Annotated in this window: 9 protein-coding genes; 1 reads left to right on the forward strand and 8 read right to left on the reverse strand. The window is 73.8% G+C overall.

Translation table 11 applies throughout. From position 1 onward, the window contains the following. The coding region (locus ACP4IX_RS24055) for a maltotransferase domain-containing protein (RefSeq protein WP_426556582.1) at positions 1–711 on the reverse strand (711 nt) is incomplete at its 3' end. A gap of 309 nt (positions 712–1,020) precedes the next feature. On the opposite strand from ACP4IX_RS24055, the gene ACP4IX_RS24060 reads away from it, so the two are divergent. Beyond that, positions 1,021–3,639 (forward strand): glycosyltransferase family 1 protein, encoded by a 2,619-nt coding sequence (locus tag ACP4IX_RS24060; protein WP_426524731.1) that lies wholly within the window; start codon positions 1,021–1,023, stop codon positions 3,637–3,639. Between the two features lie 49 nt (positions 3,640–3,688). On the opposite strand, the gene ACP4IX_RS24065 is transcribed toward ACP4IX_RS24060, so the two are convergent. The 7 genes from ACP4IX_RS24065 to ACP4IX_RS24095 form a co-directional block, all read right to left on the reverse strand. Beyond that, positions 3,689–4,198, reverse strand: coding sequence for a DUF1990 domain-containing protein (locus tag ACP4IX_RS24065; protein WP_426524733.1), 510 nt, complete (start codon positions 4,196–4,198; stop codon positions 3,689–3,691). An 83-nt stretch (positions 4,199–4,281) separates the two neighbouring features. Beyond that, the gene (locus ACP4IX_RS24070; protein ID WP_426556583.1) at positions 4,282–6,321 is read right to left on the reverse strand and encodes a M4 family metallopeptidase; all 2,040 of its coding nucleotides are present in this window, start codon (positions 6,319–6,321) and stop codon (positions 4,282–4,284) included. A 329-nt stretch (positions 6,322–6,650) separates the two neighbouring features. Continuing rightward, positions 6,651–7,502 carry a phosphotransferase enzyme family protein gene (locus tag ACP4IX_RS24075; protein WP_426556584.1) on the reverse strand — a complete coding sequence of 284 codons (852 nt, stop codon included), beginning with the start codon at positions 7,500–7,502 and terminating at the stop codon, positions 6,651–6,653. 88 nt (positions 7,503–7,590) lie between these two features. Then, a complete protein-coding gene (locus ACP4IX_RS24080; protein ID WP_426524739.1) occupies positions 7,591–9,360 on the reverse strand; it encodes an ABC transporter ATP-binding protein in 1,770 nt (589 codons plus the stop codon). Then, positions 9,357–11,156, reverse strand: coding sequence for an ABC transporter transmembrane domain-containing protein (locus tag ACP4IX_RS24085; RefSeq protein ID WP_426556585.1), 1,800 nt, complete (start codon positions 11,154–11,156; stop codon positions 9,357–9,359). The genes ACP4IX_RS24080 and ACP4IX_RS24085 overlap by 4 nt, the downstream gene beginning before the upstream one ends. A 26-nt stretch (positions 11,157–11,182) precedes the next feature. Beyond that, entirely contained in the window at positions 11,183–13,057 is a 1,875-nt protein-coding gene (locus ACP4IX_RS24090) for an ABC transporter ATP-binding protein (RefSeq protein WP_426524743.1), read from the reverse strand. Beyond that, the gene (locus ACP4IX_RS24095) at positions 13,054–14,976 is read right to left on the reverse strand and encodes an ABC transporter ATP-binding protein (protein WP_426556586.1); all 1,923 of its coding nucleotides are present in this window, start codon (positions 14,974–14,976) and stop codon (positions 13,054–13,056) included. Before ACP4IX_RS24095 ends, ACP4IX_RS24090 begins: the two co-directional genes overlap by 4 nt. Positions 14,977–15,115: the final 139 nt, after the last annotated feature.

Below are 15,115 nucleotides of genomic sequence, written 5' to 3' on the forward strand. Positions count from 1 at the left end.
GGAGCGGGGGAAGAACTCGTACCAGGCGCCGTAGAGGGCGCGTTCGCGTTCCACCAGCAGGGGCAGCGGGTCGGAGGAGGTGACCAGGTCCCGCAGCGGGTGCCGGGCCAGCACCGCGTCCACCCGGGGCGTCAGCGCCGCCGCCAGCCGTGACGCGGCCGGACGGCCCTCGTCCCGCAGCGCGTCGACGGCGGCGAGCAGTTCACGCCGGTCCTCGCCGCCCGGCACGTTCGCGGCGGCGCGCTCGTACAGCCGGGCGCCCTCCTCCAGCACCAGGTCGGTGTCCAGGCCCGCCGGGATCTTGATCCGCGCGTGGTGCCGCCAGGTGGTGACCGGATCGCCCCACGCCTCCACGGTGTACGACCACCGTCCGGGCTCACCGGCGGTGACGGTGGCGCCCCAGCGGTCGGTGCCCGGGGCCAGTTCGCGCATGGGGGTCCACGGGCCCGGCCGGCCCCGCGGATCTCTGAGGACGACGTTGGCGGCGACCGCGTCGTGTCCCTCGCGGAACACGGTGGCCGATATCTCGAAGGACTCGCCGGTGACGGCCTTGGCGGGCCTGCGTCCCTGCTGGACCATCGGGCGGACGTCCAGGACGGGGATGCGTCCGACGACGGTGGCACCGTCCGCGACGGGGGGCGCGGGAGACGCCGCGGGAGACGCCGCCGGCGATGTCGCGGGGGGTGCTGACGAGTGGTGCGTGGCGGGCATGACCGCTCCTGTCCGCGTCAACGTGGGTGGGCGGATGACTCTGGGGAGGTGGGTCCTGCGGGTGCGTGCGGGGCGTACCGCAGGAGCCTTCCCACACTCTTCGGGTGGGCAATCCGGCACTTTGTTACCTACTCACGCGTATGTCGACACACGCGACGACCCTGACCGGACACCTTCCCCGCCGGGAGATCGTCACGCCGGTGGTTATTAGCCCGTCCGGCGAGCGACGACGACGCCGTTCAGGCCGAATCGGAGTTCCGAGGGCGAAGGCCCCAGCGTGGGACACATCGCGCCGGTAACGTCGTCGGGGTGAAGGCGATTCGTCGACTGACCGTCCGTCCCGTTCTCCCCGACCCCCTCGGGCCGCTCAGCGATCTGGCCCGGAACCTGCGCTGGTCCTGGCATCCGGAGACCCGCGACCTCTTCCAGTCCGTCGACCCCGGGTGCTGGACCGCGTCCGGCTGCGACCCGGTACGGCTGCTCGGCACCGTCCGGTCCGCACGCCTCGCGGAGCTGGCCGAGGACCGGCGTTTCCTGCGCCGGCTGACCGCGGTGGCCGACGACCTCGACCACTACATGACCGGAGACCGCTGGTACCAGGCGCAGCCCGGCCGGCTCCCCGCCGCGGTGGCCTACTTCTCGCCCGAGTTCGGCATCACCGCCGCCCTGCCCCAGTACTCCGGGGGCCTCGGCATCCTGGCCGGCGACCATCTGAAGGCGGCCAGCGACCTGGGCGTGCCGCTCATCGGCGTCGGCCTGCTCTACCGCCACGGCTACTTCCGCCAGTCCCTGACCCGGGACGGCTGGCAGCAGGAGCACTATCCCGTCCTGGACCCGCACGAACTGCCCCTGGTCCTCCTCAAGGAGGCCGACGGCACCCCCGCCCACGTCGCCCTGGCCCTGCCCGGCGGCCGGGAACTGCGCGCCCGCATCTGGCTGGCGCAGGTCGGCCGGGTGCCGCTGCTGATGCTGGACTCGGACGTCGAGGAGAACGACCTCGGCGAACGCGGCGTTACCGACCGGCTCTACGGCGGCGGCAGCGAACACCGGCTCCTCCAGGAGATGCTGCTGGGCATAGGAGGTGTCCGGGCGGTGCGGACGTACTGCCGGCTCACCGGACACGCCGCGCCGGAGGTCTTCCACACCAACGAGGGCCACGCCGGTTTCCTCGGTCTGGAACGCATCTCCGAACTCTGCGACAAGGGACTGGAGTTCGGCCCTGCCCTGGAGGCGGTCCGGGCGGGCACCGTCTTCACCACCCACACCCCCGTCCCGGCCGGCATCGACCGCTTCGACCGCGAACTGGTCGCCCGGCACTTCGGCCCCGACACCGAGCTCCCGCGCATCGACGTCGAACGCGTCCTGAGGCTCGGCATGGAGACCTACCCGGGCGGCGAGCCCAACCTCTTCAACATGGCCGTGATGGGCCTGCGCCTGGCCCAGCGCGCCAACGGCGTCTCCCTGCTGCACGGCGGGGTCAGCCGGGAGATGTTCTCCGGACTGTGGCCCGGCTTCGACGCCGACGAGGTGCCGATCACCTCCGTCACCAACGGAGTGCACGCACCGACCTGGGTCGCCCCGGAGGTCTTCCGGCTCGGCGCCCGGCAGATCGGCGTCCAGCGGGCCGAGGACGCGCTGACCGTCGGCGACTCGGACCGCTGGGACTCGGTCGCCGACATCCCCGACCAGGACATCTGGGAGCTGCGCCGCACGCTGCGCGAACAGCTCGTCACCGAGGTCCGGGCGCGGCTGCGCGCTTCCTGGCGGCAGCGCGGTGCCGGGGCCGCCGAACTGGGCTGGATCGACGACGTCCTCGACCCCGACGTGCTCACCATCGGCTTCGCGCGGCGCGTCCCGTCGTACAAGCGGCTGACGCTGATGCTGCGCGACCGCGACCGCCTGACGGACCTCCTGCTGCACCCCGAGCGGCCGGTCCAGATCGTCGTCGCGGGCAAGGCGCACCCGGCGGACGACGGCGGCAAGCGGCTGGTGCAGGAGCTGGTGCGGTTCGCGGACGACCCGCGGGTGCGGCACCGGATCGTGTTCCTGCCGGACTACGGCATGGCGATGGCGCAGAAGCTCTACCCGGGCTGCGACATCTGGCTGAACAACCCGCTGCGGCCGCTGGAGGCGTGCGGGACCAGCGGCATGAAGGCGGCGCTCAACGGCTGCCTCAACCTGTCGGTGCTCGACGGCTGGTGGGACGAGTGGTTCCAGCCGGACTTCGGCTGGGCGATCCCCACCGCCGACGGCGCGGGCACCGACCCGGAGCGGCGCGACGCCATAGAGGCCGCCGCCCTCTACGACCTGCTGGAGCAGCGGGTGACCCCCCGCTTCTACGAGCGGGGCGCGAGCGGGCTGCCCGACCGGTGGATCGAGATGGTCCGCCGGACCCTGAGCCTGCTCGGGCCGAAGGTGCTGGCCGGCCGCATGGTCCGCGAGTACGTCGAGCGGCTCTACCTTCCGGCGGCCGAGGCGCACCGCGCGATGGACCCGGACTCCGCCCGTGCGCTGGCCGAGTGGAAGACCCGGGTGCGGGCGGCCTGGCCCGGGGTGAGCGTCGACCACGTGGAGACGTCCGCCGCCACCGCCACGGCGGAGCTGGGTTCGACGCTGGGGCTGCGGGTGCGGGTGAACCTCGGCGATCTCGCCCCGGACGACGTCGAGGTGCAGGCGGTCTCCGGCCGGGTGGACTCCGAGGACCGGATCACCGACGCGACGACGGTGCCGCTGAAACCGGTGGGCGGCCCCGACCTGGAGGGCCGCTGGCTGTACGAGGGCCCGCTCGCCCTCGACCGCACCGGCCCGTTCGGCTACACGGTCCGCGTCCTGCCCGCGCACCGGCTGCTGGCGTCCGGCGCGGAGGCGGGGCTGGTCGCGGTGCCGTCGGACGAGCTGGCTCAGGCGGCGGGGCTGCTGATGCGGTGAGCGCCCCGGGCGGCGCGGGGCGGGCCCGGCGGGGCGGGCCGGGCGGGGCTCAGTCCTCCTCGTCGCCGCCGCTCAACCGCCGCAGGACGCTGCCGCAGCGGCGGGCGTAGGCGTGCTGGAAGGCACGGGTGGCCGGTCCGCCGGCCTTGGCGTACCACTTGGCGGGGCGGCTGAAGGCGGTCACGGTCAGCCAGACCGTGCCGTCGCCCGTCCGGTCGACCACGAAGGCCTCCTCACCGCACTCGGGATGGCCGGGCAGCGTGCCGTAGGCCCAGCCGGCCCGGCGGGGTTCGTCCAGCGTCCAGACGATCCGGCAGGGCGCCTTGATCATCCCGGCGAGGGTGACGGTGACGTCGACGCCGGGCGCGGCGCGCTCCGCGCTCGCGTCGATGCCGACGCCCATCTCCCGGTGCATCTCCCAGGTCAGCACGGCCTCGACCGCGCGTCGGAACACCGGTTCGCCCTCACCGAGGCGGGTGCGTACGTGCATGGGGCGGAAGCCGGGCGGGCAGTGGTCCTGCTCGCGGGTGGCGCCGACGTCGTCGTACGTGAAGGACATGGGTACCAAGAGTAGGGCGGCACCCTGGAACCGTGGGTTCCGGGTGCCGCCGTCAGGCCGTCACCGCGCTGCGGGCCACGGGCCTACGGGAAGGTGAGCCGCCAGGCGTCGATGTAGCCGGTGTCCTGCCGGCCCACGTCCTGGACGCGCAGCTTCCAGGTGCCGTTCGCCGGTTCGGAGGAGGCGTTGACCGTGTAGGTCTCGTGCACGTCCTCGGCCGGGTCGTAGCCGCTGTTCTTCAGCCGGTACGTCGTCCCGTCCGGCGCGACCAGGTCGATCCGCAGGTCACCGCGCCAGCTGTGCACGATGTCCACGCCCACCCGGAGGTCGCTCGGCGCGTTCCCGGTGCGGCCGGAGACCGTGAGCGAGGAGGTCACCGCCGACCCGTAGTCGGGGATGTTCACGTCGGAGGTGCTCTCGTAGGTCGAGCCGTCGCCGCCACCGCCGTCGCCGGGGCGCGCACCGACGTTGATGCCCGCCCACGCGTGCTGGACCGCCGTGTACTCGGCGCTGTCGGTGCCGTAGAGCTCACCGGCGGCGGCGAGGGTGCCGGTGCGGGCGCCCGCGTAGTTGGTGGTCGAGGTGAACTTCGTGGTCAGCGCGCGGAACCAGATCTTCTCCGCCTTGGCGCGGCCGATGCCGGTGACCGGGAGGCCGTCCGAGGTGGGCGAGTCGTAGCTGACCCCGTTGACGGTCTTGGTGCCGCTGCCCTCGCTCAGCAGGTAGAAGAAGTGGTTGGCCGGGCCGGACGAGTAGTGGACGTCGACGTTGCCGATCCCCGAGTACCAGTAGTCCTTGGACGCGCCGTCCCTGCTGGGCTTGTCCATGTAGCGCAGCGGGGTGCCGTCGCCGTTGATGTCGATCTCCTCGCCGATGAGGTAGTCACCGACGTCGGAGGAGTTGTTCGCGTAGAACTCGACGGCCGCGCCGAAGATGTCGGAGGTGGCCTCGTTCAGCCCGCCGGACTCGCCGCTGTAGTTGAGGCCCGCGGTGTGGGAGGTGAGGCCGTGCGTCATCTCGTGCGCGGCCACGTCGATGGAGGTCAGCGGGTTGACGTTGCCGGCGCCGTCGCCGTACGTCATGCAGAAGCAGCCGTCCGACCAGAAGGCGTTGACGTAGTTGTTGCCGTAGTGGACGCGCGAGTAGGCGCCCACGCCGTCGCCGCGGATCCCGGAGCGGCCCTGGACGTTCTTGTAGTAGTCCCAGGTCAGCGCGGCCCCGTAGTGGGCGTCGGCGGCGGCCGTCTCCGCGTTGGACGCGCTGCCGTTGCCCCACACGTCGTCGGAGCCGGAGAAGAGCGTGCCGGTGCCGGAGGTGCCCCGGTTGAGGTTGTACGTCCTGTGGTTGCCGCGCGTGGTGTCGGTCAGCGTGTACGACGACCCGGACTGCGCGGTGCCCAGGGTCACCGTGCCGCTGTACAGGGTGTTGCCGGTGCCGTTGCGGACCGCCTGGTACTCGTGGAGCTTGGCGCCGGTGGCGGCGTCGGTGACCACGTGCAGCTCGTTGGGGGTGCCGTCCTCCTGGAGCCCGCCCACGACCGTCTCGTACGCCAGGACCGGGGTGCCGTTCGCCGCCCAGATCACCTTGCGCGGGGCCCGGTCGGCCTCGGGCTGCTCGGCGCCGGCGGCCTTCGCGGCGGACACGGCCTGTGTCTCGGCCTTGGCGGCGGTGATCTTCGGCGTCACCGTGGCCGGCTCGATCGCCTTGGACGTGGCCTTCACGACCCGCTCGGTCCTGCCGGCGTCGGTGGTGACGACCAGGTCGCCGCCGAGGACGGGCAGTCCGTCGTAGGTGCGCTCGTAGCGGGTGTGCAGGGTGCCGTCGCGGTCCTTGAGCACGTCGCGGACGACCAGCTTCTCCTTGGCGCCCAGCCCCAGCTTGTCGGCGGTCTCGGCCTTGGCGGCGTCGGCGTCGCGTATCAGCTCGGCGCGCTGGGCGGGGGTGAGCCTGACGGACTCGGCGCCCGGAGCGGGGGCCGGACCGGGCGCCGCGGTGGCGGCGCCGGACTGGACCGCCGTGGCGATCAGCGCGGCGACACCGGCCAGGGCGACGGCGGCGGCGCGGCGGTGGGTGGTGCGGGACGCGGTGTGGGAGGTGCGTCTGTGGGGAGTGCTGCTGCTCAACACTGACTCCTTCTGCGTGGCCGCGGGTCGCGCGGCCAGGGGAGACCGGTCGGCGGGTGGGCCGGCCGGGCGGTACTGGTTCGGTACGCAGAAACCACGTGCTAGGAGCTGGCCGCGGCACAGCGCTGGTGAGCGAAGCTGTGGGGGCGCTGTGGAGCGGCCGTGGGAAGAGTGGCAGGTGATCGCGCCTTCTGTCAGGAGCGCGTCAGGAAGTTGGCCGGAAATCGTTCGTTGTCCGGGCGTTCACGTTCGATATACGGAAGGGACGCTTCGGGGGCGGTGGGACCCGGCCTCCGCAGCGGGCCGGCCGCGACCTTTGGGATCCGCGGTCAGCCGTGGTGACCCAGGCCGTCGCGATCGCGTTCCGCCCGGATCCGGCCGAGCCACTCCGTGCCCAGCCGGCGCCCGTCCGGGAACAGGTCGTCCCGGTCCCAGCGCCATGCGGTGATCATCGCCAGCACGAGGAGCCGGCACGCGCGCAGCAGGTCCTGATCGGCGCCCGGGTAGTGCTCGCCGACTGCTTCGGGCGCGTGGGCGAGGTCGAATGCGACGGGCCCGCGGCAGCACGTCTCCAGGTCGATGAACAGCGGCCCGTTCGCCGTGGTGAGCAGGTTGCCCGGGTGCGGCTCGCCGTGCAGCAGCTGCTCGGCGCCGCCGTGCTCGCCGATCACGCGCCGCAGGCCTCGCAGCGTGTCGCCGAGCAGCTCCCGGTCCGGGTCGGCGAGCGCCGGAGTGCGGTCGCGGTCCGCCACGAGTCGCTGCGCCTGCTCGACCCGGTCCGTGAAGTGCGGCGTCGGGACGTCGAGCCCGCGCATGCCGGCGTGCAGCCGCGCGAGCGCGTCGGCGTAGTCGGCCGGTGCGGCCTCCCCGGGTGCCACGGGCGCGTAGTAGGTCCACAGCGTGACCACGAACCCGTCGCGCTCATGGACGCGTGGCTCCACCCGGGGGTCGAGAGCGGCCACCGGACACCCGGCCGCGGCGAGCCGCCGGGCGAGGTCGAGTTCGAACCGCGCGACCTGCTGCGCCACGGGTGCCACCCGGGCCAGGACGTCACAGGGCAGCAGGCGCAGAGTGAGCTTGTTCGAGTCGTGGAGCACGATCGCGTCGTCGGCCGGCAGGCCGAGCGACGAGACGACCGACATGGCCGCGGCCACCGCACGCGGGACCTGAGACGCCTGCATCGTCGTCCGTTGCCTCTCCCTCGAGTGCTTCCGTGACCTTCCGAGCGGTGCAGCCGGCGCACCGTACCAAGTGCTGCCGTCCGCCCGCTCAGTCGGCGACCGTCCCCGGCGCCGGCTCCCCGTGCCAGGACCCCCACAGCGCCGCGTACGCCCCGCCGGCCGCCACCAGCTCGTCGTGCGTGCCGAGTTCGGTGAGCCGGCCGTCCTCCATCACGGCCACCCGGTCGGCGTCGTGCGCGGTGTGCAGCCGGTGGGCGATGGCGATGACCGTGCGCCCCTCCAGTACGGCGGCCAGGGCACGCTCGGTGTGCCGGGCCGTCGTCGGGTCCAGCAGGGCGGTGGCCTCGTCCAGGATCAGCGTGTGCGGGTCGGCCAGCACCACGCGGGCCAGGGCGAGCTGCTGGGCCTGCGAGCCGTCCGTGCGGTGACCGCCGGCACCCAGCTCGGCGCCGAGGCCGTCGGGCAGTTCCCGGACCCACCGCTCGGCGCCCACGGCGGCCAGGGCCGACCACAACTGCTCGTCGGTGGCGGCCGGTTCGGCGATGAGGAGATTGTCGCGGACCGTACCGAGGAAGACGTGGTGCTCCTGGGTGACCAGCACGACCTGGCGGCGCAGCCGCTCCGGCCCCAGGGCGACCACCGGTACCCCGCCCACCGTCACCGAGCCCTCGGTCGGCGCGTCCACGCCCGCCAGCAGCCGGCTCAGCGTGGTCTTCCCGGCCCCGGACGGGCCCACCACGGCCAGCCGTTCCCCCGGCCGCACGGTCAGGTCCACTCCCCGCAGCACCTCGCCGCCCCGGTCGTAGGCGTACCGCACCCCGGACACGTCGATCCGGTCGTCCGCCGGCACCGGCGAGGCGTCGGTCCTCGCCCGCGGAGCACGAGCCAGCCCCTCCACCCGGGCGAAGGAGGCGCCGCCCGACTGGAGCTGCTCGATCCGCATCAGCACCTCGTCGAGCGGCCCGGCCAGCTGCTGGAGGTACACGGCGCACGACACCACCGCCCCCAGGCTCACCGACCCGTGCGTGTGCAGGACACCGCCGATCAGCAGCACACCCGCCACGGGGACCACGTACGAGATCTCCACCGCCGGGAAGAACACGCTGCGCAGGTACAGCGTGTGGAAACGGGTGCGCCGCGACTCCTCCAGCGCCCGCCGGTTCGCCGTGACGCGCCGGCCGGCCAGCCGGAACGCCTCCACCGTGCGGGCCCCGGCCACCGTGGCCGTCAGGCTCTCGGCGACCTCCGAGTTGGCCGCGCCCTCGGCGAGATAGCCGGCCCTGGCCCGGCGCAGGTACCAGCGCAGCGCGAACCAGACAGGCGTCAGCCCCAGCACGCCGACCAGGCCGAGCAGCGGGTCGAGCACGAACACGGCGGCGGCCAGGAAGAGCGCCTGCACGGAGTTGATCAGCAGCTCCGGTCCCGCGTCGCGCAGCGTCGTGCCGACCGCGGTCACGTCGGCGGTGCCGCGCGTCGTCAGGTCCCCGGTGCCCGCCCGTTCCACCACGGACGCCGGCAGGGCCAGCGCGCGGTCGACGAACCGCTCCCGCACCCGGGCGAGCGTCCGCTCCCCGAAGCGGTGCCCCACGTACCGGGCCCAGCGGGCCAGCAGCAGCTGGGCCAGCGAGCAGAGCAGGATGGCGAGCGCCATCCGGTCCACGGCGCCGACACCGCCCCCGGCGCGCACCTCGTCGACGATCCGGCCCAGCAGCCACGGGCCCGCGAGTCCGGCCAGGGCGGCCAGCGCGTTCAGGGCGAGGACCAGCGCGAAGGAGCGCCGGTCGGCGCGCACCAGGTGGGCCGCCGCCCGGCGGACGCCGGCGCGCTCGGCGACGGGGAGTTGTCCTTCGGACGTCATCGGGCCCCCTCGTCGTCCCTGGAGACCAGTGCCCGGTACCCCGGCTCGGCGGCCAGGAGCTCGCGGTGGGTGCCGGTGGCGACGACCTTGCCGTCGACCAGGTGGTGCACGACGTCCGCCCGGTCGAGCACGAGGGGGGAGGTGCAGGCCACCACGGTCGTGCGGCCCTTGCGGGCGTCGCGGAGGCGGTCCGCGACGGTGGCCTCCGTGTGGGCGTCCAGTGCGGAGGTCGGCTCGACGGCGAGCAGGACCTCGGGGTCGGCGAACAGGGCGCGGGCCAGTCGGACGCGTTGGCGTTGGCCGCCGGAGAGGGTGCGGCCCTGGGCCGCGATCTCGGTTTCGACGCCGTCGCGGAGGGACTGGACGATGTCTTCGGCTGCGGCGGAATGGATGGCGTGAGCGACAGACGTGTCCGGGGGTGCCCCAGTACGCCGTCGCGCGGCCGCGGGTTCGGTAGGGCGGGTCGCGCCCACGCGGCGGGGCCGCACGCCGGTACCGCCCGTGCCCCCGATCGGCGGCTCCTGAGCGCCTATCACCTCGCGCAGGGTGCCCGCGAAGAGGTCGGCCTCCGCCTCCGCGACCAGGATGCGGGCGCGGACCTGGGTGAGCGGTACCTCGGACAGCGGGACGTCTCCCCAGGTCACCTCGGAGGGGGCGTAGCGGCCCAGGCGGTCGATCAGCTCGGCGGCGTCCCCGGGCCGGGCGCCGGCCAGGGCGGTCAGCCGGCCCGGCAGGATCCGGACGCCGGAGGCCGGGTCGTACAGCACCGAGGACTCGGCGGGGGCGTCGCGGGTGCCGGTGTCCGGCTCCGGTTCCAGGCGCAGGAACGTCACCACCCGGCGGGCGGCCACCACACCCCGGCTGAGCTGGTGACCCATCTCGATCAGGAACGCCACCGGCCAGCCCAGCGCCACCACGTAGCCGTACACCGACACCAGCTCTCCCACGCTGAGGTGCCCCTGCACGGCCTGCCGGGCGCCCAGCCAGGTCACCAGCGCCAGGAACAGCATCGGCAGGCCCACCCCCAGGGCCTGGATCCAGCTGGTCACCGCCCCGACCCGGTACCCCTGCTCGCGCAGCCGTCCCGAGTCCCGGCGGAAGGCGTCCGCGACCAGGTCCTTGCCGCCCAGGCCGTTCAGCACCCGCAGCCCGCCCGCGAGGTCGCCGATCCGCGCGGTCAGCACGGACTGCCGCTCCCGGTACTCGGTCTCCCTGCCCTGCAACCGCCCCATGAGCGGCCCGAGCACCACGCCGAGCAGCGGCACCCCGAGCAGCACCACCAGGGCGAGCCGCGTCGACACCGACAGCAGCAGCCCGCCGACGGCCGCGTAGGCGACGACCGCTCCGACGCCGGGCCCCACGGCCGTCAGGGAGGCGCTGATGGTCTGCACGTCGCCCACCCCGATGGTGACGACCTCCCCGGCCCCCACCTGCCGGCGCAGCGCCGCACCGAGCCGCGTGGCGTGGGCGACGACCACCTTGACCGTGCGGAAGTTGGCGTCCATCCGCACCCGCGTCATCGTGCGGTGCCGTAGGACACCCAGCCAGGCGTTGACCGCCCCGACGGCGACCAGCGCGCCCGTCCAGCCCGCCAGCGCGCCCATGTCGCCGGGGGTCAGGCCGTGGTCGACCGCCCGCGCCATCAGGTACGGCGTCGCCGCCAGCAGCACCATCCAGACACTGGCCAGCACCGCCCCCGCCAGGCAGCGCGGCCACTGCCGGCGCACCAGCCACGACAGGTACCGCCAGCCGCCCCTGCGGTCCGGCGGGCCCGGATCCTCGTACGCGTCGATCACCGTCGGCCTCCCCCGAAGACCCGCCCTCACGCCAGACTGTCCCGCCACGTCCGGTGCAGGTCCGCGAACCGGCCCCGGCCGGCGATCAGATCGGCCGGCGCGCCGTCCTCGACGATGCGGCCGTCCTCCATCACCAGCACCCGGTCGGCGATCTCCACGGTGGACAGCCGGTGCGCGATCACCACCGCCGTACGGCCCTTCAGCACCGTCGCCATGGCCCGCTGCACCGCCCGCTCACCGGGGACGTCCAGCGAGCTGGTCGCCTCGTCCAGGATCAGCACCGCCGGGTCCGCGAGCAACGCGCGTGCGAACGCCACGAGCTGCCGCTGCCCGGCGGAGATCCGGCCGCCCCGCTTGCGGACGTCGGTGTCGTAGCCGTCGGGCAGCGCGGCGATGAAGTCGTGGGCGCCGATCGCCTTCGCGGCCCGCTCGATCTCCTCCCGCGTCGCCTCCGGACGGCCGATGGCGATGTTCTCGGCGACCGTGCCGGAGAACAGGAACGCCTCCTGGGTCACCATCACCACGCCGCGCCGCAGTTCGGGCACGGCCAGGTCGCGCAGGTCGGTGCCGTCCAGCAGGACCCGGCCGCCGGAGGCGTCGTAGAACCGGGCGAGCAGCTTGGCCAGCGTCGACTTGCCGGCACCCGTCGAGCCGACCACGGCGACGGTCTGCCCGGCCGGGATCGTCAGGTCGAAGCGGGGCAGCACCTCGCCGCCGGTGCGGTAGGCGAAGCGGACCGAGTCGAAGACGACCTCCCGGCCCGGGTGCTCCGACTCCAGGGGCGGCAGCTCCTTCGGCGCGGCCGGCTCCGGCACCGACGGCGTCTGCGCCAGCAGTCCGGCGATCTTCTCCAGCGAGGCAGCCGCCGACTGGTAGGAGTTCAGGAACATGCCGAGCCGGTCGATCGGGTCGTACAGCCGGCGCAGGTACAGCACGGCCGCCGCCAGCACACCGAGCGCGAGCGTGCCGTCCGCGACCCGGTAGGCGCCCCACAGCACGATGCCGGCGACGGCCGTGTTGGCGACGAGCCTCGATCCGACGACGTAGCGGGCCATCTCCAGCAGCGCGTCGCCGTTCGTCCGCTCGTGATGCCGGTTCAGTACGGCGAAGTCGGCGTCGTTGGCGGCCTCGCGGCGGAAGGCGCGCACCGGCCGGATGCCGTTCATCGTCTCCACGAACTTCACGATCACCGCCGCGATCGCCGTGGACCGCCGCCGGTACACCCGCCCCGCCCGCCGCCGGTACCGCCGCACCAGCCCGTACAGCGGTACGAACGACGCCACCGCGACCGCGCCGAGCCCCAGGTCCAGCCAGAGCAGCAGGGCCGCGATGTAGACGAAGGAGAGGATGACCGTCACCAGCTCCTGCAGGCCCTCGTCGAGCAGTTCGCGCAGCGACTCCACGTCCGTGGTGGAGCGGGAGATGAGCCGGCCCGAGGTGTAGCGCTCGTGGAAGTCGACGCTGAGCGCCTGGGCGTGGCGGAAGATCCGGCCGCGCAGGTCCAGCAGCACGTCCTGGCTGACGCGGGCCGCGGTGGCGACGAACGCGTACTGCAGCCCGCCCGCGCCCAGCGAGCAGAGCAGGTAGCCGGCGCCCACCGCGATGAGCGGACCGTGGTCGTCGTCCCGCAGCGCCGGCACGGCGCGGTCGATGGCGTACGCCACCAGCAGCGGGCCCGCCTGCACCGCCGCCTGCTGGAGCAGCAGGAGGAACGTGGTGAGGGCGACGCGGGCCTTCATGGGCGCCAGCAGGGAGCGCAGCAGGGCGCCGGTCGCGCCCGGCGGGCTGGGCAGGACGTCCCGGTCGAAGGCGTCGTCGGCCGTGCGGCTCCCGGACCCGGCCGCCGGGTCGCCGTCCTCCGGTCGCTCCCGGTCCGGCGCGGTGGCCGTGGGCGCGGTCATCGGCCGTCCCCTTCCCCTGGTGCCTGTGATTCCCCGGGCGGCCCGGGATCCCCGTGCCCGTCGCGCCCGGACATCAGATGGGCGTACTCGGCGTTGGTGCGCAGCAGTTCCTGGTGGGTGCCGACGGCGGCGACGCGGCCGCCCGAGAGCAGCGCCACGCGGTCGGCCAGCAGGACCGTGGACGGGCGGTGCGCCACGATCAGCGCGGTCGTGTCCGCGAGGACCCGCCGCAGCGCGGCCTCCACGGCGGCCTCCGTGTGCACGTCCAGCGCGGACAGCGGGTCGTCCAGGACGAGGAACCTCGGCCGGCCGACCACCGCCCGGGCGAGCGCGAGACGCTGCCGCTGGCCGCCGGACAGGGTGAGACCCTGCTCGCCGACCTGGGTACCGGTGCCCTGGGGGAGGGCGTGCACGAAGTCGGCCTGCGCGACGGCGAGCGCCCGCCCCAGCTCCTCGTCGCCGGCGCCTTCACCGGCCCCCATCAGCACGTTCTCGCCGACGGTCGCCGAGAAGAGCGTGGGCTCCTCGAAGGCCACGGCGACCATGGAGCGCAGCTCCTCGCGGGGCAGGGCGGTGATGTCCTCGCCGTCCAGCGTGATCCGCCCGGAGGTCACCTCGTGCAGGCGGGGGACGAGCGCGGTGAGCGTCGTCTTCCCGCTGCCGGTGGCCCCGACCAGCGCCATCGACTCGCCGGGGCGGATGTGCAGGTCGACACGGTCGAGGAGGGGCGGGGAGCCGGGCGGCGCGTCGGGATACCGGAAGCAGACGTTCTCGAACCGCAGGCCTCCGCCGTGACCGGGATCCGCTTCGGTGCCCGTGCCCGTGCCCATGGCGGCTGTGCCTGTGCCTGTGCCTGTGGCTGCGGTTGCGGCTTCGGTGCGGGGCGGCGCGGCCACGCCGGTCTCGACCTCCGCGTCCATCACCTCGAAGTACCGGTCCGTGGCCGTGGCCGCCTCCTGACTCATCGCCAGCAGGAAGCCGATCGACTCGACGGGCCACCGCAGCGCCAGCGCCGTGGACAGGAACGCCACCAGGGTCCCCGCCGACAGCGACCCGTCCGCCACCTGCACCGTGCCCACCACCAGGGCCGCCCCGATCGCCAGCTCCGGCAGAGTCACGATGACCGCCCAGATGGCCGCCAGCAGCCGTGCCTTGCGCAGCTCCGTCCCCCGCAGTGTGTGCGACAGTTCGTGGAAGGCCCGCGCCTGGCTGCGGTGCCGGCCGAAGCCCTTGATGATCCGGACGCCGAGCACGCTCTCCTCGACCACGGTCGTCAGATCCCCGACCTGGTCCTGCGCGCGCCGCGCCACCGCGGAGTACTTCTTCTCGAAGATCCCGCACGTGATCACCACGGGAACGGCGGGTCCCAGGATCACCAGCCCCAGCGTCCAGTCCTGCACCAGCATGATGCCCACGCCGACCAGGATCGTCACTCCGTTGACCAGCAGGAACGTCAACGGGAACGCGAGGAACATACGCAGCAGCATCAGGTCCGTCGTCCCGCGCGACAGCAACTGCCCCGAGGCCCACCGGTCGTGGAAGGCCACCGGCAGCCGCTGCAGGTGCCGGTACAGGTCCGCCCGCATCCCCGCCTCGACCCCGGCCAGCGGCCGGGCCACCAGCCACCGCCGCAGCCCGAACAGCAGCGCCTCCGCCAGCCCGAGGAGCAGCAGGTACAGCGCCCCGAGCCACACGCCGGCCGGATCGCGGTCGGCGACCGGCCCGTCCACCATCCACTTCAGGACGAGCGGGATCACCAGCCCCACGCAGGAGGCGAGGGTCCCCACGCACGCGGCGGCCCCCAGCCGGGCCCGCACGGGACGCACATAGGGCCACAGCCGCAGCAGGGCGCGCACGGTGGAACGCCCCTCCGCGGCTTCCGGAGCGAGGTCCTCGGCGGGTGCAGGTGTCGTGGGCATCAGCAGCGAGCCTACGGTTCGCCACTGACACTGCCCACCGGGTTTTCTGGCTCACCGGGGTCGTACGGGGGCATCAACCGATCGGCTGATGCGCCTTCGAGCGCGACGGCCGATGTGCCGCACGCCCGTGTCCCGGGAC

It is taken from the genome of Streptomyces sp. WG5 (assembly GCF_049974565.1).
Lineage (GTDB): Bacteria > Actinomycetota > Actinomycetes > Streptomycetales > Streptomycetaceae > Streptomyces.